This window comes from Achromobacter xylosoxidans, from assembly GCF_002192695.1.
In the GTDB taxonomy this organism is placed as follows: Bacteria; Pseudomonadota; Gammaproteobacteria; order Burkholderiales; family Burkholderiaceae_B; genus Achromobacter; species Achromobacter xylosoxidans_C.
The window spans coordinates 75,047-96,749 of sequence record NZ_MTLG01000074.1; the positions used below are offsets into that span (position 1 = coordinate 75,047).

24 protein-coding genes are annotated in these 21,703 nt (G+C 64.5%); 10 read left to right on the top strand and 14 right to left on the bottom strand.

All coding sequences use genetic code 11. The annotated features are described in order from the left end of the window. Position 1: 1 nt before the first annotated feature. Together BRO63_RS13890 and BRO63_RS13895 are read right to left on the bottom strand one after the other, a co-directional pair. Entirely contained in the window at positions 2-520 is a 519-nt protein-coding gene (locus BRO63_RS13890) for an O-acetyl-ADP-ribose deacetylase (RefSeq protein WP_088140363.1), read from the bottom strand. A gap of 42 nt (positions 521-562) precedes the next feature. Beyond that, positions 563-745, bottom strand: coding sequence for a hypothetical protein (locus tag BRO63_RS13895; RefSeq protein ID WP_088140364.1), 183 nt, complete (start codon positions 743-745; stop codon positions 563-565). Positions 746-1,148: 403 nt separating this feature from the next. Here BRO63_RS13895 and BRO63_RS34195 point away from each other — a divergent pair, with 403 nt between their 5' ends. Together BRO63_RS34195 and BRO63_RS13905 are read left to right on the top strand one after the other, a co-directional pair. Beyond that, positions 1,149-2,204 (top strand): hypothetical protein, encoded by a 1,056-nt coding sequence (locus BRO63_RS34195; RefSeq protein ID WP_179215095.1) that lies wholly within the window; start codon positions 1,149-1,151, stop codon positions 2,202-2,204. Between the two features lie 326 nt (positions 2,205-2,530). After that, positions 2,531-3,433: an alpha/beta hydrolase gene (locus tag BRO63_RS13905; protein WP_256943303.1), complete on the top strand. Its 903-nt coding sequence runs from the start codon at positions 2,531-2,533 to the stop codon at positions 3,431-3,433. A gap of 26 nt (positions 3,434-3,459) precedes the next feature. On the opposite strand, the gene BRO63_RS13910 is transcribed toward BRO63_RS13905, so the two are convergent. Beyond that, on the bottom strand, positions 3,460-3,870 hold the full coding sequence (locus BRO63_RS13910; protein WP_088140366.1) for a VOC family protein: 411 nt from the start codon (positions 3,868-3,870) through the stop codon (positions 3,460-3,462). Positions 3,871-3,942: 72 nt separating this feature from the next. Then, positions 3,943-4,836 carry a LysR family transcriptional regulator gene (locus BRO63_RS13915; RefSeq protein WP_088140367.1) on the bottom strand — a complete coding sequence of 298 codons (894 nt, stop codon included), beginning with the start codon at positions 4,834-4,836 and terminating at the stop codon, positions 3,943-3,945. A 109-nt stretch (positions 4,837-4,945) separates the two neighbouring features. Between BRO63_RS13915 and BRO63_RS13920 the strand changes: the two genes are divergently transcribed. Next, positions 4,946-5,842 (top strand): NmrA/HSCARG family protein, encoded by an 897-nt coding sequence (locus BRO63_RS13920; RefSeq protein ID WP_088140368.1) that lies wholly within the window; start codon positions 4,946-4,948, stop codon positions 5,840-5,842. A gap of 1 nt (position 5,843) precedes the next feature. Beyond that, on the top strand, positions 5,844-6,104 hold the full coding sequence (locus BRO63_RS13925) for a DUF2798 domain-containing protein (protein ID WP_088140369.1): 261 nt from the start codon (positions 5,844-5,846) through the stop codon (positions 6,102-6,104). A 46-nt stretch (positions 6,105-6,150) separates the two neighbouring features. Here BRO63_RS13925 and BRO63_RS13930 read toward each other — a convergent pair whose 3' ends face one another. The 8 genes from BRO63_RS13930 to BRO63_RS13965 form a co-directional block, all read right to left on the bottom strand. Next, entirely contained in the window at positions 6,151-6,780 is a 630-nt protein-coding gene (locus tag BRO63_RS13930; protein ID WP_143219474.1) for a TetR/AcrR family transcriptional regulator, read from the bottom strand. Next, the gene (locus tag BRO63_RS13935; protein ID WP_179215096.1) at positions 6,777-7,094 is read right to left on the bottom strand and encodes a DMT family transporter; all 318 of its coding nucleotides are present in this window, start codon (positions 7,092-7,094) and stop codon (positions 6,777-6,779) included. The genes BRO63_RS13930 and BRO63_RS13935 overlap by 4 nt, the downstream gene beginning before the upstream one ends. 34 nt (positions 7,095-7,128) lie before the next feature. Next, positions 7,129-7,866: a 3-oxoacyl-ACP reductase family protein gene (locus BRO63_RS13940; RefSeq protein WP_088140371.1), complete on the bottom strand. Its 738-nt coding sequence runs from the start codon at positions 7,864-7,866 to the stop codon at positions 7,129-7,131. Positions 7,867-7,932: 66 nt separating this feature from the next. Continuing rightward, complete coding sequence (acdA, locus tag BRO63_RS13945; protein ID WP_088140372.1) at positions 7,933-9,138, bottom strand: 3-sulfinopropanoyl-CoA desulfinase; 1,206 nt, start codon at positions 9,136-9,138, stop codon at positions 7,933-7,935. Between the two features lie 53 nt (positions 9,139-9,191). Continuing rightward, a complete protein-coding gene (locus BRO63_RS13950; RefSeq protein ID WP_088140373.1) occupies positions 9,192-10,151 on the bottom strand; it encodes a Bug family tripartite tricarboxylate transporter substrate binding protein in 960 nt (319 codons plus the stop codon). Positions 10,152-10,209: 58 nt separating this feature from the next. Continuing rightward, positions 10,210-11,409: a CaiB/BaiF CoA transferase family protein gene (locus tag BRO63_RS13955; RefSeq protein ID WP_088140374.1), complete on the bottom strand. Its 1,200-nt coding sequence runs from the start codon at positions 11,407-11,409 to the stop codon at positions 10,210-10,212. Positions 11,410-11,529: 120 nt separating this feature from the next. Further along, positions 11,530-12,441 carry a LysR family transcriptional regulator gene (locus BRO63_RS13960; RefSeq protein WP_088140435.1) on the bottom strand — a complete coding sequence of 304 codons (912 nt, stop codon included), beginning with the start codon at positions 12,439-12,441 and terminating at the stop codon, positions 11,530-11,532. 17 nt (positions 12,442-12,458) lie between these two features. Then, a complete protein-coding gene (locus BRO63_RS13965) occupies positions 12,459-13,340 on the bottom strand; it encodes a LysR family transcriptional regulator (RefSeq protein ID WP_088140375.1) in 882 nt (293 codons plus the stop codon). Between the two features lie 193 nt (positions 13,341-13,533). Between BRO63_RS13965 and BRO63_RS13970 the strand changes: the two genes are divergently transcribed. Further along, positions 13,534-14,520 (top strand): Bug family tripartite tricarboxylate transporter substrate binding protein, encoded by a 987-nt coding sequence (locus BRO63_RS13970; RefSeq protein ID WP_088140376.1) that lies wholly within the window; start codon positions 13,534-13,536, stop codon positions 14,518-14,520. Positions 14,521-14,530: 10 nt separating this feature from the next. Here the strand turns inward: BRO63_RS13970 and BRO63_RS13975 are convergent, their stop codons facing one another. Further along, the gene (locus tag BRO63_RS13975) at positions 14,531-15,475 is read right to left on the bottom strand and encodes a LysR family transcriptional regulator (RefSeq protein WP_256943304.1); all 945 of its coding nucleotides are present in this window, start codon (positions 15,473-15,475) and stop codon (positions 14,531-14,533) included. Between the two features lie 107 nt (positions 15,476-15,582). Between BRO63_RS13975 and BRO63_RS13980 the strand changes: the two genes are divergently transcribed. The 3 genes from BRO63_RS13980 to BRO63_RS13990 are packed head-to-tail and all read left to right on the top strand — an operon-like array spanning position 15,583 to position 18,775. Continuing rightward, positions 15,583-16,740, top strand: coding sequence for an ABC transporter substrate-binding protein (locus tag BRO63_RS13980; RefSeq protein WP_088140378.1), 1,158 nt, complete (start codon positions 15,583-15,585; stop codon positions 16,738-16,740). 15 nt (positions 16,741-16,755) lie between these two features. Next, positions 16,756-17,823 (top strand): aromatic ring-hydroxylating dioxygenase subunit alpha, encoded by a 1,068-nt coding sequence (locus BRO63_RS13985; protein ID WP_088140379.1) that lies wholly within the window; start codon positions 16,756-16,758, stop codon positions 17,821-17,823. Position 17,824: 1 nt separating this feature from the next. Beyond that, a complete protein-coding gene (locus tag BRO63_RS13990) occupies positions 17,825-18,775 on the top strand; it encodes a PDR/VanB family oxidoreductase (RefSeq protein ID WP_088140380.1) in 951 nt (316 codons plus the stop codon). On the opposite strand, the gene BRO63_RS13995 is transcribed toward BRO63_RS13990, so the two are convergent. Continuing rightward, the gene (locus BRO63_RS13995; protein WP_256943305.1) at positions 18,772-19,500 is read right to left on the bottom strand and encodes a GntR family transcriptional regulator; all 729 of its coding nucleotides are present in this window, start codon (positions 19,498-19,500) and stop codon (positions 18,772-18,774) included. The genes BRO63_RS13990 and BRO63_RS13995 overlap by 4 nt on opposite strands. A gap of 278 nt (positions 19,501-19,778) precedes the next feature. Between BRO63_RS13995 and BRO63_RS14000 the strand changes: the two genes are divergently transcribed. Together BRO63_RS14000 and BRO63_RS14005 are read left to right on the top strand one after the other, a co-directional pair. Then, entirely contained in the window at positions 19,779-20,681 is a 903-nt protein-coding gene (locus BRO63_RS14000) for a dihydrodipicolinate synthase family protein (protein WP_088140381.1), read from the top strand. A 16-nt stretch (positions 20,682-20,697) separates the two neighbouring features. Then, positions 20,698-21,663, top strand: coding sequence for a Bug family tripartite tricarboxylate transporter substrate binding protein (locus BRO63_RS14005; RefSeq protein ID WP_088140382.1), 966 nt, complete (start codon positions 20,698-20,700; stop codon positions 21,661-21,663). The last annotated feature ends 40 nt before the right edge of the window (positions 21,664-21,703 follow it).

A 21,703-nucleotide genomic window follows, 5' to 3' on the forward strand; every position in this document is an offset into this window, starting at 1 on the left:
ATCATGCAAGCGGCCGGTTCAAGATGCTTTCGTACTGAAGCAGGTCTTCCGCCGAAAAACAGCAGAAGATCACCTCCAGCATGGAGGAATCCTCAACCAGGCTTGTACGGACGCTTGCGACGGCCACCTCCGCCGCCAATTCGATGGGATACCCGTATATCCCCGTGCTGATGCTGGGGAACGCAATCGACTTGACCGCCCTTTCTTGCGCCAGTTCCATGCACCGGCGATAGCAGCTGGCCAGCAGCGTCGGTTCCCCGCTATCGCCGCCCCGCCATACCGGGCCCACAGTATGGATGATGTACTGCGCGGATAGGCGATAGGCCTTGGTCACCTTCGCATCCCCCGTCTTGCAGCCGCCCAGCAAGCGACATTCATGCAGAAGATCCGGACCCGCCGCGCGATGGATGGCGCCATCGACGCCGCCCCCACCCAGCAACGAGGAGTTTGCGGCGTTGACGATGGCGTCCACCTGGAGCTTCGTGATATCTGAACGGATTGCGCGCAGGCTTGTGGACATGATCTTGCTCCTAGCGGTGCGAGCGCCGTTGCCGCAGCGTGTTTACGGCGTGAGCTTGCTCGCAGCAAGTGTCACCGCGAAGGACGCATCACGCTTATCGGTCAGAACGGATTGCAGATCCGCGCAGCCGAAATCGGTAAATAGCCTCTGCTCAAAGCTCGGGTGGTAGCCCTTCCAAAAATAGCGCGCCTGCGTGCCATCGACAAGCCGCTTTTGCTCAGACAAGCAAGGGCCTGGCGATGCATGGATAAATCATCCTGGCTTATCGTTTTTCTTTTTGGCAGTGCAGATTAGGACTCTCGCATGAGAGCCCGCGGTCCCGGCGCTGCAATTCAGCTTATGGCGAGATCATCATCGAATGGCGTACCCAATATTGGGTAAATCTCCTCACGAAGGTCGATTTAAGATCCCACCAAACTTAAGAAAAATTATCAGGCGAATGCTTTGTAACTGCGTCCAGTTCGACATAATGCGCAGCCGAAATATTTTTCAGCCACGCCATACAGCGCGCGATGAAGCCAAAGGAGGAGCTTTCGATATCATTAAGTTTTAAGAGACAAATTCAAAATCAATAATTTCGTAGCAAAATAATTCCCATCAAAAAGCCATCAAAAAAATGGAGTTAAAAATGAACGACGAAAATGAAATTTTGGTTGAAGGAATCTTAAACGCCGGCGAATCTCATAAACCGCTCACTGCAATGCAGGTTGCGGTTCCCATCGAAGTAATCAACGCAGTCAAAGCCGCCCCGTTAACCAAATTTGGAGAGAGCATAGACGAATCTTCGAAATCCTTTTCGAATCAAATTCTTAAGTATGATTGGTTAACAATCAATGCAAAAGGAAGAATGGTTCTTACGAATTTCTCAGTACCCTGGATTGCAATTGCAGTAAAAAACTTGAGCATAGAAAACGCACCAACGATCAATGACAAGGCAATCATATTGCGCGCTCTCGATAGCTCGCTAGAGAAGTATGTTAATGGTGCAAATCGAGATCCATATCCAAGTCGCGCGCGCGACGGGGCAGATGGAAGCGGCCAAGAGGGAGGCAGCGGCGCCGAAGGTGTCTGGGGCGGCGATGGACTCACTGTTCATACACCAAAAATATTCTTCTTTTTTCAGAATATCGACGTAGCGACGCAAGACCCTCCGGCTGGGGGAGTCCACATTCGGATTATCGCCGATGGCCCCAAAGGAGGTAACGGAGGGAATGGCGGACCGGGACAAGATGGCGGCCATGGCGGCAGCGGCACGTCTTCGCAATGCCGGAATGTAACTTTTCCCATTAATCATTGCTACGAATGCGTCGCAGGCCCTGGCGACGGTGGCCGTGGCGGTAATGGCGGAATTGGCGGACGGGGTGGTGCCGCCGCTGCCGGTGGCAATGCAGGAGATGTTTGGTTTATAGGACCGAAACCGGATCTGGCAAAGACCGGCTATTTCGGAGTGGCGCAAAAGGGCGGAGCACCAGGAAATCCCGGACTCGCAGGTGGACCTGGTAAATGGGGCGGAGGCGGCGGCGGCGGATATCAGTGCAAATGCTGCACAGTTGGCGGAGGATCGAAAGGGGATGGAACTGAGCCTACACCATCGACGCGCGGGCCTGGCCCTGTTTCCGCTCTTCATGGAGTAGATGGCGACACATTCCGTCTAGAGCGAAACAATGGTGACCTATGGCCTTGAACCAGCCACCTGCTCGCACCGATTAATCTTTCGACCATTTGGACTAAGGGATTTAGAGTCCAATTGGGGAGAATAAGTAGTCTGATATTATTTTCCAGAGTTTTTCTCTGAATATCTGAAATTTTCCCGCCCGGCATCACCCATCACAAGACGTTGGCAAGCAACCAGGTCATTGTGTGAAGAAAAACCAGACAATGGGCTCGTTCAAAATTTCAGTCCCCTCTTGAGCATAGGGGTCAGACTACGATTCCGCCCACCTCATGCGCTCAAGAATTCGCTGGTTGACACCGCTTCCTCACATGCAACGATGCCTTCTGAATGCCCTGTTGATTGCCCTCCTCGTCAGCGTCAGCGTGCCTGGCAGTCGGGCGCAAGCCCAGCCCCAATCGACGCCAAAGATACAAGCTGGCGAGGGCCGCCCATACGAAATCGCCGACAGCGAAGTATGGGACGTGCCCGATCCGGTGTCGGGCCGGGGCTACCAGGTCTATGTCGCGTTGCCGCCGTCCTATGCCAAGCAGCCGCAGCGGCGCTACCCCGTGCTGTATGTGACCGACGCCGACTACGCCTTCCCTATCATCCGGCAGTTGGCGCGCCGCCTGAACGTGGAAGGACCGCGGATCGAGGAATTCATTCTTGTCGGCCTGTCATATGGCAAAGGCGAGGATGGCGGAGTCAGCCGCCAGCGCGACTACACGCCTACACCGAACGGCCCAAGCACCGCGCCGGCCAATGCGGTCCATGGCCAGGCGCGCGCCTATCAAGCGTATCTGCGCGATCAGGTAAAGCCTTACATCACCGCCCGCTACCGGACCGACCCGGCCAGAGCCCTTTTTCTCGGCCACTCCTATGGGGCGCTGCTGGGGACACAGATCCTGTTCACCGAGCCCGGCATGTTCAACGGCTATGTCCTCGGCAGCCCGTCCCTCTGGTACGACAAACGGCATGCCATGAAGCTCGAAGCGCGCTATGCCCAGCAGCATCGGGACCTGACGGCGAATGTCTATCTTTACGTCGGCGCCTACGAAGCCCTGCGCAAAGGCGACCGGCGCTACAACCAGACGGTGGACATGGTCGCCGACAACCGGGCGCTGGAGGCGGCGCTGCAAAGCCGGAAATATCCAGGCTTGAAACTGAAGTCCGTCGTCCTGAATGACGAGGACCATCTCACCGTGGCGCCGCGCGGCTTTATGCAGGCCCTGAGATATCTGCTGCCGGTGCGTGACTAAATACGAAGATGCGACTTGCGCCTGCTCTAGATCGCAGGCCCCTTCAGTTCGATCTGGTTGCCGTCCGGATCGAAGCAATAGATCGAAAGTCCTTCGCCTTCCGCGCCATACCGCAACACGGCCTTGTCCGCCGTAATGCCGAAAGCCCGCAGATGGTCCAGGATGGCCGTTTCATCGAACGGATCGACCCGCAGGCAGAAGTGGTCCAGGTTGTGCCGGTCTTTCCCTGGCGCTTCCCCGCCCGCGGCGCCCAAAGGCCCTTGTACATCGACCAGATCGATCATGGAGCCACCGGCGCTCAGATGGATCATTGCGTACTCGTCGTTCTTCTTCTTGATCTGGCAGCCTAGTACTTTCGTATAGAAGTCCACGCTACGCGTCAGGTCCTGAACCCTGAGCACGACATGGTCCAAGTGCTTGATCTGAAATGCCGGCATGATGATCCTCCTGGGCCGAGAGTGATACGGGCGGCGTTGGCCTGCTCCGGACGTATCAGTCTAGCGTGCCAGCTAGAACCGATCGAGCTTCAGCCCCGCCGCAAGATAATCAATAAAAGCCCGTACCTTGGCGGGTGGAAGCCTGTGCTCCTGCCAAAGCACGTGTATGGGCACAGGCTTGGACTCGAACGCTTCGAGTATGACTTCCACCTGCCCCGCATCCAGCAGGTGCCTGATCTGCCATAGCGGCGAATAACCGATGCCGAGCCCGGCGCCGACCGCGGAATAGATCGCCGCCATCGTGTTGGTCCGGAACGGACCACGAACCCCGACGCTGCGCCGCTTGCCATCTATCTCGAAGGCCCATTGCCCCGAGCGTTGATCGATGGTCCTGACAATGCAGTCGTGCTGCCGCAGTTCCGAAGGATGCGCGGGACGGCCACGCTCTTCGAAATACGAAGGCGCGCCGAATACGACTCTGCGCAAGGCTCCCAATCGTCTTCCTTGCAAACCCGAATCCGGCAGGTCTGCGATGCGCACGACCAGATCGAGGCCTTCCGCGGCAAGGTCAACAAAGGAATCCGTCAGTTGCAGATCGACTTCGATCTGCGGGTATGCGCGCATGTACTGCGCGATGATCGGAACCAGGAAGTCCGGGCCGAACAGCACCGGGGCGCCGACACGCAATATGCCCGACGGCGCGGCCCGGCGGTCTGCGACCTCCAGCCGGGCCTCGCCTATTTCCTCCATCGCCGGTTTGACCCGCCGGAAGAACGCCTCGCCGGCTTCGCTGAGAGAGCAATGCCGCGTGGTGCGATGGACAAGTTGCACGCCGACGTCTTCTTCCAGCGCGGCAAGAGAACGGCTGACGGCCTGCAGCGAGCGGCCGAGATGGCGCGCGGCTTTCGTCAGGCTTCCCGTTTCAGCGATGTGGATAAACGCTTCCAGGTCTTCGAGGCGGCTCATTATTTATCTCGAATAGCGTGATTCATTTTCAATTTCCACGCGTATTGTTCCACCAATCGGTAGAAAATACACTGCCTTCGTACTCACACGCACACGAAGGAGAAACCCTGTGAACGGCACTCAGCCTATCGTTTTGGTGGTCGGAGCCAGCGGCAAGTTCGCCAGCCTGGTGGTTCCTGAATTGCAGCGGCGCAAGGTCACGGTCCGGGCGCTCGTGCGCGACGAAGCACGCGCCGCCCAGGCCCGCTCACTGGGAGCGGCCGAGACCGCCATCGGCGACCTCCGCGACGTCGACAGCCTCGCAGCCGCTACGCAAGGCGTGGACGGCGTCTTTCATATCGGCCCCGCGTTCACCGCCGACGAAGCGCCCATGGGCGTCGCCCTGGTCGACGCGGCCAGGCGCAGCGGCGTGAGGAAATTCGTCTTTTCATCGGTCATCCAGCCGACCAACGTGCGCCTGGCCAATCACGCCAGCAAGATCCCGGTGGAGGATGCGCTTTACTCGTCGGGCCTGGAATACACGATTCTGCATCCCGCGAACTTCATGCAGAACATCGGCTTGGCCTGGCCATCGATCCGCGAGCATGCCAGTTTCGGCGAACCCTTTCCCAAGGACACAGGCATCGCTCGCGTGGACTATCGCGATGTGGCGGAAGTTGCCGCCATTGCCCTGACCGAAGAGACGCTGGCCTACGCAACCTTGGAGCTGTGCGCCGGCATGTACAGCCGCATGGACATCGTGGCAGCCCTGGGCGAGGCGCTGGGACTTCCGGTCGCGGCGCTGGAGCCCGGTTTCGACGCATGGGCGGAAAGCGCGCAGTTGCCTTATGGCGATCAGCAGTTGCTTCTGTTGTCCAGGGTTTTCGATCACTATCGCGCCTGCGGGCTCGGAGGAAACAGTCTTGCGCTGAAGGCAGCGCTGGGCCGGGATCCGCGTTCGCTGCGCGAGTACATCAATGACCTGGTGGCCGAGAAACAAGCGGCGCGCAGCCGCAGGGAGTGTTGAAATGGCTGACCGCTCATCAAGACCCGCCCTGAAAAAACTCCCCCAGCGCTATGCCCCCTTCCTGATGCCGCTGGTTCTTTCGGTGTTCATGTCGGCCATCGTTTCAGCGGTGGCGACCGCCGCGAGCGTGGGTGTGGGCCCCGACTTTGTCGTCAGCTGGCCCAGCGCCTGGGGGGCCTCCTGGATCGTGGCCTTTCCCAGCCTTTTGCTGCTGCTGCCCGTCGTGCGGCGAATAGTCGCCTGGATGGTGGCCCAGCCCTAGGCTGGGCAGCGCCAGCATGAACCCTGCGTGGCCGCGTCGGCGTGCGTCAAGCGGCCGGCCACGCAAGCATCGCGGCATCGATGATCATGTTGAGCTTCTTCACGCCCGCGCCGTCGCGGGCCTGGATCGACAGGCCTTCGAGCACGGTCGTGTAGAAGGCGGCAAGCTGATGGACATCGGCGGACGGCGGGAGGTCGCCCTGCGCAATGCCTTGCGAGAGGCGTTTCCTCAGCATCGATTCCCCGTCCTCTCGATTGGCGGCAAGAAACGCGCGTACGCTTTCGTTCTCGGGCGCGCCCAGCAGCGAAGACAACACGATCATGCAACCACGCGGCCCCTCGGCGACGGCATAGGCCCGTGCATTTGATCGCAGCATGGTTTCGACGGCCTCGCGGGCCGTCCGGGCTACGCTGAGGCTCTGCGACGTCGCACGCCCCTCGACCCGGTCGTAAAGCTCGACCGCCTGCCGGAAGATCTCTTCCTTGCAACCGAAGGTCGCATAAAGGCTGGGCTTGTTGACGCCGGTGGCGCTGACGAGATCCTGGATCGAGGTACCTTCATAACCTTGCGCCCAGAAGGTGCGCATGGCTGCCAGCAAGGCCAGGTCTTTGTCGAACGCTTTCGGACGCCCGATTTTCGGCGCGGAGGCCGATTTTGCTTGATTGCCAGAATTCACGATTCAATGATCCGCAGCCCCGCCACACCAACACCTATCAACCCCAGGAACAACAGCTTGGCCGATGACATCTGTTCGCCGAGCACCAAGGTACCGAAAACCGCTACGCCAAAAGCGCCTATGCCCACCCAGATGGCGTAAGCGGTGCCCACCGGCAGATGCTTCAGAGCCAAGGCGAGCAACACCAGGCTTAGCATGGCGACGCTTATGCCGATCAGGCTTGGCCAAAACCTCGTCAATCCGTCTGCCTGCTTCAGCGCCAATGCCCAGACGATTTCAAGCATGCCGGCCAGAACCAAGAATCCCCAGGCCATCCGAGTCCCCATTCCTGTTCGCCTTCCCGAAACCCTAGGCGGTGAAGCCTCCATCGATGGCGAGCGATGCGCCGGTGATGAATTGGCTCTCGGCCCCCGCAAGATAACCCACAGCGGCCGCAATTTCCTCGGGTTGGGCGTAGCGTTTAACCGCCATGAGTTCCAGCTCGGCGGCCACAGTCGGGCCGTCGGCAGGGTTCATGTCGGTGTCGGTCGATCCCGGATCGACAATATTGACCGTAATGCCGCGGCCGCCGACCTCGCGCGCCAGGCCCTTGGTGAATCCGATAAGCGCGGACTTGCTCATCGCATAGAGCGTCACGCCCGCGTAAGGCACCCTTTGGGCGAAGCAGGAGCCGATGGAGATGATGCGCCCGCCGGTTCCCATGTAAGCCAGCGCGGCTTGCGAGGCCACGAACACCGCTCTGGCGTGGATCGCCAGGGTGTCGTCGATTTCCTCGAGCGTGGCGTTCTCGACGGGTCCGTAGGGGAACACGCCGGCGCTATTGACGAGTATGTCCAGCCTGCCCAGTTCCCCGGCAGTCTGCTCTACCGCCGCCCGGACCGCGGCCGGGTCGCGGCTGTCCGCCTTGATGGCCAGGACCTTGGCGCCGGTTACACCAAGTTCCTGGGCGTAGTCTTTCGCGGCCTGATCAGATCTGGCGTAAGTGAACGCGACATCAGCGCCCCGTTCAGCGAACCTTCGGACGATGGCGGCGCCGATGCCGCGCGTACCCCCGGTGACCAGCGCAACCTTGCCTTGGAATTCCATCGCCAAGCTCCTTTTATACCGATCGGTTCAAAAGATGCTACGCGCAGCGGAGTTCGTCGTCAAGCATCACTTCCCGCGGATATACCCATCCCGCGTCTGCGGCAGCTTCATCCCCAGCACGGCGGAGGCGACCTGCGTGCGCAGGATCTGCGCCGTGCCGCCCGCGATGGTGAACATGCGCGCGTCGCGCACGTGACGTTCCATCGGCAGGTCGCGGCCGTAGCCGGACGAGCCATGCAACTGCAAGGCGTCATTGGTCACGCGCTGCGCGGTTTCGGCCGCGAAGATCTTGGCCTGCGCGGCCAGCGACAGATCCGGGAAGCCGAAAGTCCGCGGCGTGCCGCTGCTGGCGGCCGCATGCAGCATGTGCCGCGCCGCATTCAGCTGGATCGCCATGTCGGCGACCATCCACTGCAAGCCCTGGAACTCCGCTATCGGCCGGCCGAACTGCTGGCGTTGCTTGACGTAGTCCACGGCCTCTTCGAAGGCGCCCTGCGCGATGCCCAGCGCCACGGTGCCCGCGCCCACGCGCTGGGCGTTGTAGGCTTGCATCAGGCCGGCAAAGCCGCGCTTCAAGCCCTCCGGTGGAACCACCAGCATGGACTTGTGCACTTTGAGGTCGCGGAACTTGATGTAGGTCTCGGGTATGCCCCGCACGCCCATGGCGTAGGAACGCTTGGCGATCTCCAGGCCATCGTCCGCGGCGTCCGGCTCGCGCACGTGGATGAAGGCGCCTATGCCCAGGTCCACGCCCTCGTCGAACACGCGCGCAAAGATCAGGTGCAGGCGCGACACTCCGCCCCCGGTGATCCAGTATTTCTCGCCGTTGATGAGGTAATCGTCACCCATGCGCACTGCGCGAGTGCCCATTTCGCTGGCCGCGCTGCCGGCCTGGGGCTCCGAGATGCAGATGGCGGGCTTGTCTCCCGCCAGCACGCAGCCGGCGGCCAGCGTCTTCTGCTCATGGCTGCCGTATTGCATGATGGCGCCGATTGCGCCCATATTGGCTTCGACCGTGATGCGTCCCATGGTGGCGCAAGCCTTGGCCATTTCTTCCACGACCAGGACGGTATCGAGATAGCCCAGTCCCTGCCCGCCGTACTCGCGCGGGATCGTCATGCCCATGAAGCCGGCCTCGCGCAGCTGGCCCACATTGGCCCAGGGATACTGTTCGGATTGGTCGGTGGCCGCGGCCGTCGGCTTGAAAACGGTCTGCGCCAGTTCGCGCGCGCGCTGCTGCAGCGCCAATTGCTCTTGGGAAAGTTCAGTCATGGTTCATCCTTGCTACGTGCAAAACTCCGGCCGGGCCATTTGGCCCGCCGGCATCAACCCACCTTGATATCCGCGCGCCGCGCCACCTCGGCCCAGCGTTCGACTTCGCTGCGCGTGAGCGCGGCCAGTTCCTGCGGCGTGCCGCCGCCCGCATCCGCGCCCAACGCTATCCAGCGCTGCACGAAAACCGGGTCGGCAAACGCGGCATTGACCGCCGCGTTGAGCACGCGCACCACGTCCGCCGGCGTGGACGGCGGCGCATAGATGCCGTACCAGCTGGTCGCGTCGTAATTGGCCGCACCGCTCTCCGCCGCCGTGGGCACGTCGGGCAGGCTGGGCGAACGCACCTTCGAGGTCACGGCGATCGCGCGCACGCTGCCGGCCCTGATGTGCTGGATGGCCGACGGCATGGTTTCGAACATCATGTGGACGTTCCCGGCAATGATGTCCACGATCGCCGGCGCCGAGCCGCGGTAAGGCACGTGCATCATCTGGGTGCCAGTGACGTTCTTGAAGTACTCGGCCATCAGGTGCTGCATGGTGCCCGCGCCCGGCGTGGCATAGCTGTACTTGTCCGGATTGGCCTTCAGCAGCGCCACCAGCTCCTGCACATTCTGCGCCGGCAGATCCTTGTTGACGATCAGCGCATGGTTGACGCGCCCCAGAAAGCCCACTGCCGTCATTTCGCGGATGTCGTATCCCAGCTTCGGATACACCGACTGGGCGATCGCGTGATGCACCGCCCCGAACAGGATCGCGTAGCCGTCGGGGCGGGCCTTGGCCACGGCGTCCGCGCCCAGCGTGCCGCCGGCGCCGCCGCGGTTTTCCACGATGACCGACTGGGCCAGACTCGCGCGCATCGGCTCGGCCAGCTGGCGCGACAGGATGTCCACGGTACCGCCCGGCGCATAGGGCGCAATCAACCTGATGCTCTGCGACGGATACTTGCCCTGCGCAAATGCGCGGCTCAATGGCGCCAATGCGGCCAGCGCCAACAACTGTCTCCTATCCATGCCTCTCTCCTCTTGTGTCCGCCCTCGTGCGGGACGGTGTTGTCTAAGGTGCGTGACGTCAGCCCGGCGAGCCACCCGCCGTCCAATCGCCCAGGATTTGCTGCGCGTGCTCGTTCAGACGGGGCGGCGGCCTGCGGTACGAAACCGGCGTGGCGGACAGCTTCAGCGGGTTTGCCAGCAGGTTCAGCTCGCCGCCTTGCGCCCACTCGCAGGGCATGCGCAGATGCGCGCCGCGCGCCTGGACGTGCGGATCATTGAACACATCGCGCAGGTCGTTGACCGGGCCGCAAGGCACGCCCACGGCTTCCAGCTGTTCCAGCCAGGTTTTCCTGGGGCGCAGGGCCAGCGCGTCCTGTACCCGTTGGCAAAGTTCGGCGCGGTGGGCGACGCGGGCCGCATTGGAGGCGTAGCGCTCGTCATCCGCCAGCCCGGCCAGGCCGGCAATCTCGCAGAAGCGCCGGAACTGCGCATCGTTGCCCACGGCAAGAATCATGGGACCGTCGGCGGCGTCGAACACCTGGTAAGGCACGATGTTGGGGTGGCCGTTGCCTAGCCGCGCGGGCGGCTCCTGCTCTGCCAGATAGTTGGTTCCGGCATTCACCAGCCAGGCAATCTGGCTGTCCAGCAGCGAGATGTCGATGTGCTGCCCCTGCCCGGTCAGGTCGCGGTGGCGCAGCGCCGCCAGGATGCCGACCGCGGCGTACATGCCGGTCATGACGTCGGCGATGCCCACGCCCACCTTCATGGGCGTGCCCTGCGGCTCGCCGGTAAGGCTCATGATCCCGCCCATGCCCTGGATCAGGAAGTCGTAGCCCGCGCGCTTGGCGTACGGACCCGTCTGCCCGAATCCGGTGATGGAGCAACACACCAGGCGCGGATACCTGTGCTTGAGCTGCGCATAGTCCAGCCCGTGCTTGGCCAGGCCGCCGACCTTGTAGTTCTCGACCAGCACGTCGGCATGGGCCAGCAACTGATGCAGCGCGTCCCGGCCGGCCTCGGTGGCGATATCCAGCGCGATGGACCGCTTGTTGCGGTTGGCGCTCAGGTAGTAGGCGCTTTCGCCGGTCGCGCGGCCGTCCTGGCCATTGATGTACGGCGGCCCCCACTTCCGGGTGTCATCGCCCTCGTCGGGCTTTTCCACCTTGACCACGTCCGCGCCCAGGTCACCCAACAGCTGCGTCGCGCTGGGGCCCGCCAGGATGCGCGAGAGGTCCAGGACACGCACGCCCTTGAGCGCGGAGGCTTCCACTGACTGCATACGCCTTCTCCATCAGAGTCGATCGATGCAGTCTAAAATTCGCAATCCTCACCTTCAATTGAGTTTTTTTTCAACATGAAGGAACGCTTGGCGCCTGGGCGGGACGGGCGACGCGCGGCGCTACTTGACCGGAAACTTCAGCTTGGGCGCGGCCTCCCTGACCATGGCCCAGAAGGCATGCGCGGCAGGCGACAGCTTGCGCTCATTAAGGCAGGCCAAACCGATCCTGCGCTTGGAGGCGGGGCTGATCTTGCGGTAGACCAGCCCGTCGTAGGCCTGCGGCAGCACCAGCGACGCCAGCACGGAGATGCCCTGCCCGCGCCTGACGAACTCCAGGATGGACATGATCTGCGAGAGGTCGTGCGCGATATGCGGCTTGGCGCCGGCGCGCTCGAACATGCGCGTAATGACCGGCTGCGAACCGGCGCGCGTCATGATCAGGGGATAGTCGATCAGATCCTTCACCCCGATCGTCTTGCGTTCGGCCAGCGGGTGGCCGGCAGGAAGCACCACCATCAGTTCATCGCTGACCAGCGGCAGCGTGTCGAAATCCGGTTTGGGCAAGGCCACCACGCCGATCTCGATGCGGCGCTCGACCAGCGCGCGCTCCAGTTCGGGGTCCGGCTTTTCAGTGACGAAGACGTCGACGCCCGGATAGCGCGCCTTGAACATTTCCAGCATCTGCGGCAGGATGTTCAAGGAGGAACTCGCGCCCAGCGAACCGAGATTCAGCAAGCCCGAACGCAGGCCCGCGCTGGCGCTGGCCGTCGCCCGCACGATCTGCAGGGACGCGAACACGTCCCTGACATGCGGCAGGATCTGCTGCCCGGCATAGGTGAGCAGCACGCCCGGCGCATTGCGGTCGAGCAAGGGCGCCCCCAGCGTGGCCTCCAGCGTGCGCAGGGCGTGGCTGGTGGCCGAGGGCGTCATGCCCAGCCGCGCGCCGGCACCCGCGATACTGTCGGCCGACGCCAGGGAAATCAACAGTTCCAGCTGTCTGAGAGAGAGGGATTTTGCTGCCTGATCCGGCATGGCCATGTTTCCTTGGTCTAAGTCGCCAGCGCTTGCGCCAGCTCCAACGCCCGCGCCAGAAACGCCGACGTGTCATCCTTGCGGTAACTGACGATCACCGGCGACACAAAGGTATCGGCGTCGATCGCCACGTGCGCCACATCCTGCCGCTGCAAGCGCTGCACCGACGCCGGCACCACCGTCACGCCCAGCCCCGCCGCCACCAGGCCGATGGCGGTCTGCAGTTCGTTGGCCTCCTGCACCACTTGCGGCGCATGTCCCGCCGCGCGGAACAAGCCCAGTACATGGTCGGAGAAGTTCGGGCGCGGGCGCGCCGGATACAGCACGAAGGGTTCGCGCGCCAGGCGCTCGACGGATACCCGCCGCAACCGCGCTATCGGATGGCCCAGCGGCACCGCCGCCATCAGCGCTTCGGTCATCAGCACGCGCCGCTCGATGGCGGGATCGTCGAACAGGATGCGGCCTATGCCCAGATCGATGCGCCCGGCCTTCAGCGCCTCCAGCTGGGGCAAGGTGGTCATTTCCGTGAGACCCACCTCGACCTGCGGATCGGCGTTGCGCAGTTGCCGAATCAGCTCCGGCACGAAACCGTAGAGCGTCGACGGCACGAAGCCTATGCCGAACCAGCGCCGCTGGGTCTGCCCCAGCCGGCGCGTGCCCTCCAGCACCTCTTCCAGGCGCGCGGTCAACAGGCGCGATTGTTCCAGCAGGAAGCGGCCCGCTTCCGTCAGGCGCAGCGCCCGCGTGGTGCGCTCGAACAGCTGCACGCCGAGTTCTTCCTCGAACAGACGGATCTGGCGGCTGAGCGGCGGTTGGGCCATGTGCAGCCGGGCGGCCGCGCGGGTGAAGCTGCCTTCTTCCGCCACGGCCTGGAAATAACGCAGTTGCCTCAGTTGCATGGCATGGCCTTATACATACCATAAAGGTATCAATCAGAACCCATATAGTCTTGGACTCACGGGGAAAACGCAAGCCATACTGAGCCATCGCTCGAACCTGATCGTGGAAAGTATGAATCGCGGGACATCTTCCCGTGGTCTGCGGACCATCGGCGCGCGGCGACACAATAATTCCAGCATTACGGAGACCATCATGCGCTTGCGCTCTGCATTCCAACGACTCGCCCGGGCCTGTGTCGGCCTGGCGCTGCTGGGCGGCGGGTCCGCCGCCCTGGCGCAAACCTATCCGGATCACCCGGTCAAATGGATCGTGCCCTTCCCGCCCGGCGGCGCGATGGACAGCATCGCCCGCACCCTGGGCGAATCCATGGGCAAGCAGCTCAACACCACCTTCATCGTGGAAAACCGCGCGGGCGCAGGCGGCAATATCGGCGCGGCCAGCGTGGCCCGCGCCAAGGCCGACGGCTACACCATCCTGATCGTCGCCAACGGCATGGCCGTCAACCCGGCCTTGTATGCGGACCTGAACTACGACCCGATCAAGGACTTCGCGCCGATCTCGCTGCTGGCCGTGGTGCCCAACGTGCTGGTCACCAATCCCGCGCGCACCGGCGCCACCAGCGTGCAGGACGTGATCGCCAAGGCCAAGGCGCAGCCCAACCACTACACCTATGCCTCGGCCGGCGTGGGCACGTCCATCCATCTGGCGGGCGAGCTGTTCCTGTCCATGGCCCAGGTGGACATGCTGCACGTGCCCTACAAGGGCAGCGGCCCCGCCGTCGCCGACCTGCTGGGCGGACAGGTGGACTACATGTTCGACAGCATCACTTCCGCCAAGCCGCATATCGAAGCCGGCAAGCTGCGCGCGCTGGCGGTGACGACCAGCAAGCGTTCGGCCGCCCTGCCCGATGTGCCCACCGTGGCGGAAAGCGGATTGCCCGGCTACGAGCTGATGCCCTGGTTCGCGGCCTTCGCCCCCGCCGGCACGCCGCCGGAAGTGGTCGCGAAATTGAATGCCGCCATGCGCGCCGCCTTGAACGACGCCAAGGTGCGCGCCACGCTGGACTCCATCGGCGCCGAGCCCATCGGCGGCACGCCGGACGAACTGCGCGACCACCTGGCGCGCGAGACCGCGCAATGGAAGACGCTGGTGAAGGAACGCGGCATCAAGATCAATTGAGGGCGCCAGCTCATGCCTTCCGGCCCGCGACAGGCATGGCGTCCCACGGATACCCATCGAACGTGTCCTTGACCAGCTCCCGCAGCCAGATGATCGCCGGATCCTGGTGAAAGCGCGGATGCCAATGCTGGCGCAGCGCAAAGGACGGCAGCGGCAGCGGCGGCTCCAGCACCTTGACCACGCCGTAGCCGCCGAACACATTGCCCAATTCCTGCGGCACGGTGGCGATCAGGTCCGGGTGCTGGTCCAGCAATAGCGGCACCACCAGGAAGTGCGGCGTGGACAGGAAGACGTTGCGCTTGACGCCCTGCTCTTCCAGCGCGCTGTCATAGGCTTCGGACGAGCGTCCGGCCAAGGTCACCACGATCTGCGGCATGCGCTGAAACTGTTCCAGCGTCAGCTCGTCGCCCACCTCCTTGTTCTTCACGCTGACCAGGGTCACGAAGCGGTGCATGAAGAGCTGCTGCTGGAACAGGCCCTGCGGCGCCGCGCGCAGCGATCCCAGCACCAGATCCACCTCGCCCGAGGCCAATAGCGGCTCGACCTGCTGCAGCGGCACCTGGCGCGTGCGCAGGGTGCAGTGCGGCGCCAGTTCCCGCAGGCGCTTGATCAGCGGCGGCAGGAACACCAGCTCGCCCATGTCCGTCATGCACAAGGTGAACACGCGCATGGCCGAGGCCGGATCGAACTGCGCCTGCGACAGCACCTGTCCGCGTATGGTCGCCATCAGCGCCAGGATGGTGGGCGCCAGGCTCTCGGACTTGGGCGTGGGCTGCATGCCCTGGCCGGTCTTCACGAACAGCGGATCGTCGAAGAACGCGCGCAAGCGGTTCACGGCGTGGCTCATGGCGCTTTGCGACAGGCCGAGCTGTTCGCCGGCGCGGGTCACGCTGCGCTCGCGCATCAAGCTGTCGAAGACGGCAAGCAGGTTGAGATCTAGTTTCTCGTTATGCATAGCGTGCATTTCCAGAATCAGGCTCATGACATTGACGCATATTCCGCCGCTATCTATCGTCTTGTCAAACGCCGCGCAGACCGGCGTTTCCACAAGGAGACAAAATCTTGAAACCCCTTCTACACCCCGTGCGCGCGGTGCTGGTTTCGTGCGCCCTGCTGTCCTGTAGCGCCGCCTCGGCCGATGTCGGCGTCGGCGTCATCCTGTCGCTCACCGGCCCGGCCGCCTCGCTGGGCGGCCCGGCCAAGAACGCCATCGACCTGCTGCCGCGCGAGATCGCGGGCGAAGCGGTGCGCTACATCGTGCTGGACGACGCCTCGGACGCCACCGGCGCCGCCCGCGCCTTCCGCAGGTTGGTCGACGAGCACAACGTGGACGTGGTGCTGGGCACCTCGGTCACGCCCGCCACCCTGACGCTGCTGCCCATCGCCCAGGAGAAGAAGGTGCCGCTCATGAGCCTGGCGGCCGGGGCCAAGCTAGTCGAACCCATGGACCCGCAGCGCCACTGGGTGTTCAAGGTGGTACAGAACGAAAACCTGATGGTCGCCAGCACCGTCGCGCACATGCAGGCCGCCGGCGTGAAGACGTTGGGCTACATCGGCTTTGCGGACGCCTACGGCGACAGCTGGCTGGCCGAAGTTTCCGCGCAGGCGCAGCGCGCCGGCATCAAGCTGGTCGCCACGGAACGCTACGTAAAAACGGACACCAGCGTCACGGCGCAGACCCTGAAGCTGCTGGCCGCCAGGCCGGACGCGGTCATCGTGGCGGCGTCCGGCACGCCTGGGGCGCTGCCGCAGAAGTCCCTGCGCGAGCGCGGCTATGCCGGCCGCATCTACCAGACCTACGGCATCGCCAACCGCGAGTTCCTGCGCATCGCAGGCAAGGACGCCGAGGGCGCGCTGTTCGCCGTGGGCCCGGTCGTGGTTGCCAGCCAGCTGGACGAGGCCAACCCGATACGCGCCGTCGCCCTGGACCTGACGCAGCGCTACGAAGCCGCCCACGGCAAGGACTCCATGTCGGTGTTCGCGGCCAATGCCTGGGATGCCGGCATCGTGCTGCAACAGGCATTGAAGGCCACCTTGCCCAAGGCCAGGCCGGGCACGCCGGAATTCCGGGCCGGCCTGCGCGATGCGCTGGAGGCCACCCGCGACGCCGTCACCTCGCAAGGCGTGTCCACCATGTCGCCCGCCGACCACGTGGGCTATGACGAGCGCGCCGCTGTCATGGTGCAGATCAAGGACGGCGCCTGGCGCTACGTCAAATAACACAGGAGCAAACCCATGTTCATCAAAAACACCTGGTACGTCGCGGCCTGGGACCAGGAAGTCAGCGCCGACGGCCTGTTCTCGCGCACCATCACCGGCGTGCCCGTGCTGATGTACCGCGACGGCGCCGGCCGGCTGGTGGCGCTGGAAGACCGCTGCTGCCATCGCGGCGCGCCCTTGTCGGTGGGACGGCGCGAAGGCGATTGCGTGCGCTGCATGTACCACGGCCTGAAGTTCGACCCCACCGGCGCCTGTGTCGAGGCCCCGGCGCAGGCCCGCATTCCGCCGCAGGCCAGGGTGCGGACCTTTCCGGTGGTGGAACGGCACCGCTGGATCTGGATCTGGATGGGCGATCCGGAACGCGCCGATCCGGCCCTCATCCCCGACACGCAATGGCTGGACCATCCCGATTGGCGCAGCCTGGACGGCTATATCCATTACGACGTCAACTATCTGCTGATCGCCGACAACCTGCTCGATTTCTCGCACCTGCCCTTCGTGCACCCGACCACGCTGGGCGGCAGCGAAGACTATGCCTCGGTCTCGCCCAAGGTCGACCGGCTGCCCGACGGCGTGCGCATCACGCGCTGGACGCTCAATACCGAGGCGCCCGCCTTCGCCAAGAAAGTCCGCGAGTGGCCGGGCCTGGTGGACCGCTGGAACATCTACAACTTCACGCTGCCCGGCATCCTGTTGATGGATTCGGGCATGGCCCCGGCCGGCGGCGGCGCGCAGGAAGGCAATCGCGCCGGCGCGATCGAATTCCGCGGCTGCCAGGCCCTGACGCCCGAAACCGCGACCTCGACCCATTACTTCTTCGCGCATCCGCACAACTTCTCGATCGACCGGCCGGAAATCACCGCGTCGATCCACCAGAGCGTGGTGGATGCCTTCGACGAAGACCGCGACATCATCACCGCGCAGCAGCGCTCCCTGTCCCTGGCGCCGGACTTCAAGATGGTGCCGCTGTCCATCGACGCCGCGCTGTCCCAGTTCCGCTGGGTGGTGGCGCGCCGCGTCGAGGAAGAGCAGCAGGCGGCGGCTGGCGCGTCGGGCGCGCGTGCCGCACAGGCGGTGGCCTGAGATGCGGCGACTAGTCGTCAGCCGCATCGTGCGCGAGGCGCGCGGCGTGCTCGGCCTGCATCTGCGCAGTCCCGACGGCGCCATGCTGCCGGCCTTCGAGGCCGGCGCGCATGTGGATGTGGCGTTGGGCAATGGCCTGGTCAGGCAGTATTCCCTTTGCGGCGACCCGACGGAACTGGGCGTCTACCGGCTGGGCATAGGCCTGGCGGCCGATACGCGCGGCGGCTCGCGCTACGTCCATGAACAGCTGCGCGAGGGCGACCTGGTGGATATCGGCGAGCCCAGGCAATTGTTCGGGCTGAACGCGCAGGCCGCCGGCCATGTCTTCATCGCGGGCGGCATAGGCATCACGCCCATCCTCAGCATGATCCATGCATGCGTCAGGCGCGGCGAGCCCTGGCGGCTGCTGTACTGCGTGCGCGACCGCGACGCGGCCGCCTACCTGCCTGAACTCGCCAGCCACGGCGAGCGCGTGGCGCTGCATGTCGACAGCGAACAAGGCGGCGCGCGCTGCGACCTCGACGCCTATCTGGGCGCGCTGGCGGAACCGGGTATGCATGTCTATTGCTGCGGGCCCGGGCCGTTGATGGATGCGGTGGCCGCAGCCTGTGCACGCGGCGCCATCGCCCCGGCGCGCGTGCATTTCGAGCGCTTTGCCGCCAGCGCGCCCGCCACGGCCGAACCCGGCTCGGCTTTCATGCTGCGGCTCGCGCGCAGCGGCGGCTGCCACGAAGTGCCCGCGGACAAGTCGGTGCTGGACGTGCTGGAAGCGGCCGGCGTCGCCTGGCCGTACTCCTGCCGCGAAGGCCTGTGCCGCAGCTGCGAAGCGGGCGTGCTGTCCGGCGAGGTCGACCACCGCGACTACGTGCTCAGCGACGAGGAACGCGCCGCCAACCGCAGCATGATGGTTTGCGTGTCGCGCGGCTGCGGCACGCTGGAGCTGGACGTCTAGGCAGGTTGCTGCAGGGCCGACGCATCCAGCAGATGGTCGACGATGGCGAGTATCTGCTCGGCGGCTTCGCCGATGTGCCGCTCCAGCGCGGCCTCGGCGTCTTCGGCCCGGCCCTGCCGCGCCAGCGCGATCAGCTGGCTGTGCTCGTCGTGGGCCTGCTGGCGGATCGGCGCGTTGACGATCTGGAAGCGGAAATAGCGTTCGGATTTTTCGTGCAGCGCGCGCACCATGGCCAGCGCCGCGGGCCGTTGCGCCGAGCGGTACAGCAGTTCGTGCAGCTGCCAGTTCAGGCGCCCCCATTGCTCGGGCTCGGCCGTGTCCATCTGCGCCACCACCTGGCTCGCCAGGTCCAGGTCCTGGGTCTCGCGTTGCTGCACGGCCAGGCGCAACAGCCACGGCTCCAGCCGCAGGCGGATGTCGAAGAACTCCTGCACCTCGGCGCGCGACAGCATGGAGACGTAGGCGCCGCGGTGCGGAATCATGTCGATCAGCCCTTCGGCGCTGAGCTGGCGGATGGCCTCGCGCACGGGCAGGCGGCTCACCCCCAGTTCCTCGGCGAACAGTTCCTGGCGCAGCGCGGAACCGGGGGGAATCGCGCCGGACAGGATGCGGTCGCGCAGTTCGTCGACCACCAGTTCGACAGCGGTCTTGCGCACGAGGCGGCCGGGACTGGCGGCCTGGGAACGGGACGGGTTGGAGGCGGAAAGCGGCGAATTCTGGGACATGAAACCTGCCTGGTTGCACCGTGCGGCGGGAGCGGCACGGCAGGACTGAGTGGAAAACAGGGCCGCCATGCCCAGGAAAACCCCGAGAGACAGTCGGCGCCCACAGCCCTTTTAATGTGAGTATATTGGATCCATGATCCAGTTCAAGCCAGCGCCCCCAAGGGACTGGTCCGAGGCCTCCGCCTCGTTTTTTTAAGCCCCATATTTTTGGATCCAATATCCAATAACCAGAATCCGCTCCATTACAACCGGACGGACCACGCATCAGGAGCCGCAGCATGAGCATTCAATGGCAAGGCGTATTCCCCGCCGTCACCACCAAGCTGAAACCCGATTTTTCGCTGGACCTGGAGGCTATCCGCCAGGGGCTGGAACGCCTGATCGAGAACGGCGTGGGCGGCGTGGTGATGATGGGCATGGTGGGCGAAAACGCCCAGCTCTCGCCCGAAGAAAAATTGCAGGTGCTGCGCACCGCCGTGGACACCGTGCGCGGCCGGGTGCCGGTGATTTCCGGCGTGGCGGAAACCGGCACCGCGCGCGCCGCCGCCTTTGCGCAGGAAGCCGAGCGCATCGGCGTGAACGGCCTGATGGTATTCCCCGGCCTGACCTACAAATCCGACGGCCGCGAGACCGTGGCCTTCTACCGCGCAGTGGCGCGCGCCAGCGCCCTGCCCATCCTGCTCTACAACAACCCGCGCGGCTACGGCGTGGACCTGACGCCGGACCTGGTGGCCGAATTGCTGGAAGAGCCGACCATCGTCGCCATCAAAGAAGAGTCCTACGACACCACCCGCGTGACCGACCTGATCACGCGCTTTGGCGACCGTCTGGCCGTGGTCTGCGGCGTGGACGACCTGATCCTGGAAAGCGCCGCGCTGGGCGTGACCGCGTGGGTGTCGGGCATGGCCAACGCGGTGCCCAAGGCTTCCGTCGACCTGCTGAAGCTGGCCGTCGAGGGCGATTTCGCGCGGGCCCGCAAGCTTTACGCCGCGTTGACGCCGCTGTTCCACCTGGACACGGTGGTCAAGCTGGTGCAGCACATCAAGCTGGCCGAACATCTGATCACCGGCAGCGCCGAAACCGTCAAGCCCCCGCGCCTGGACCTGGCCGGGGCCGAACGCGAACGCACCATCGCCATCACCAAGCAGACGCTCGCGGATCTTTCCGCCCTGGGTTACTGATACCGGAGCCGCCACCATGCGCCCCTACCGCCTGTCCGCGCTGCTTGTCAGCGCCCTGTCCGCAGTTTCCGTCCTGTCCGCCGCGCACGCCGCGGACTACCCCGCCCGCTCGATGGAACTGGTGGTCGCCTACCAGCCCGGCGGCGGCAGCGACAACACCGCGCGCGCCATCGCCGAGGCGGTGCGCCCGCCCATGCTGGCGCAGCCCACGGTGGTGATCAACAAGCCCGGCGCCAGCGGCTCCATCGGCTGGGCCTACGTGGCCAACGCGCAGCCCGACGGCTACCGGCTGGTGCTGATGACGCCTGAAATGCTGGTGGTGCCCCTGATGGGCATAGGCAAGACCACGGTCGGCGACTTCCAACCCATCGCCCGCTTCACCGACGATCCCTCGTCGGTCACGGTGCGCGCCGACGCGCCCTGGAAGACGGTGGAGGAATTCCTGGCGGACGCCAGGAAGAATCCCGAGCGCGTCGCCGTGTCCAACGCCGGCATCGGCACCGTGCCGCACATGGCGGCGGCGGCGCTGGGCGAGCAGGCCGGCGTGAAGTTCGTGCACGTGCCCTACCAGGGCTCGGCCCCGGCCATCATGGGCCTCCTGGCGGGCGACGTGCAGGCCACGACGGTCGCCTACGCCGAACTGCAGCAGCACGTCGAGACCGGCAAGCTGCGCACCCTGGCCGTCATGGCGGCCAAGCGCCTGGACAACCTGCCGGCGGTGCCGACCATGAAGGAAAAAGGCGCGGACCTGCAGTTCAGCGTCTGGCGCGGCATCGGCCTGCCCAAGGCCACGCCCGCGGACGCGGTCGAGAAATGGCGCGCCGCGGCCCGCCAGGTGGCGCAATCGCAGGACTTCCAGGCGCTGATGCGCAAGCAGAACCTGACGCCCTCCTACGCCGACCTGCCGCAGTTCACGGCCGACGTGGCACGCCAGGAGGAAGCGTTCAAGGCCTTGGTGCCCAAGCTCAATCTGAAGCCCTGAGCGTGTAGTCCTGAAGGGCGGCGGGCGCGGCGCGCCCGCT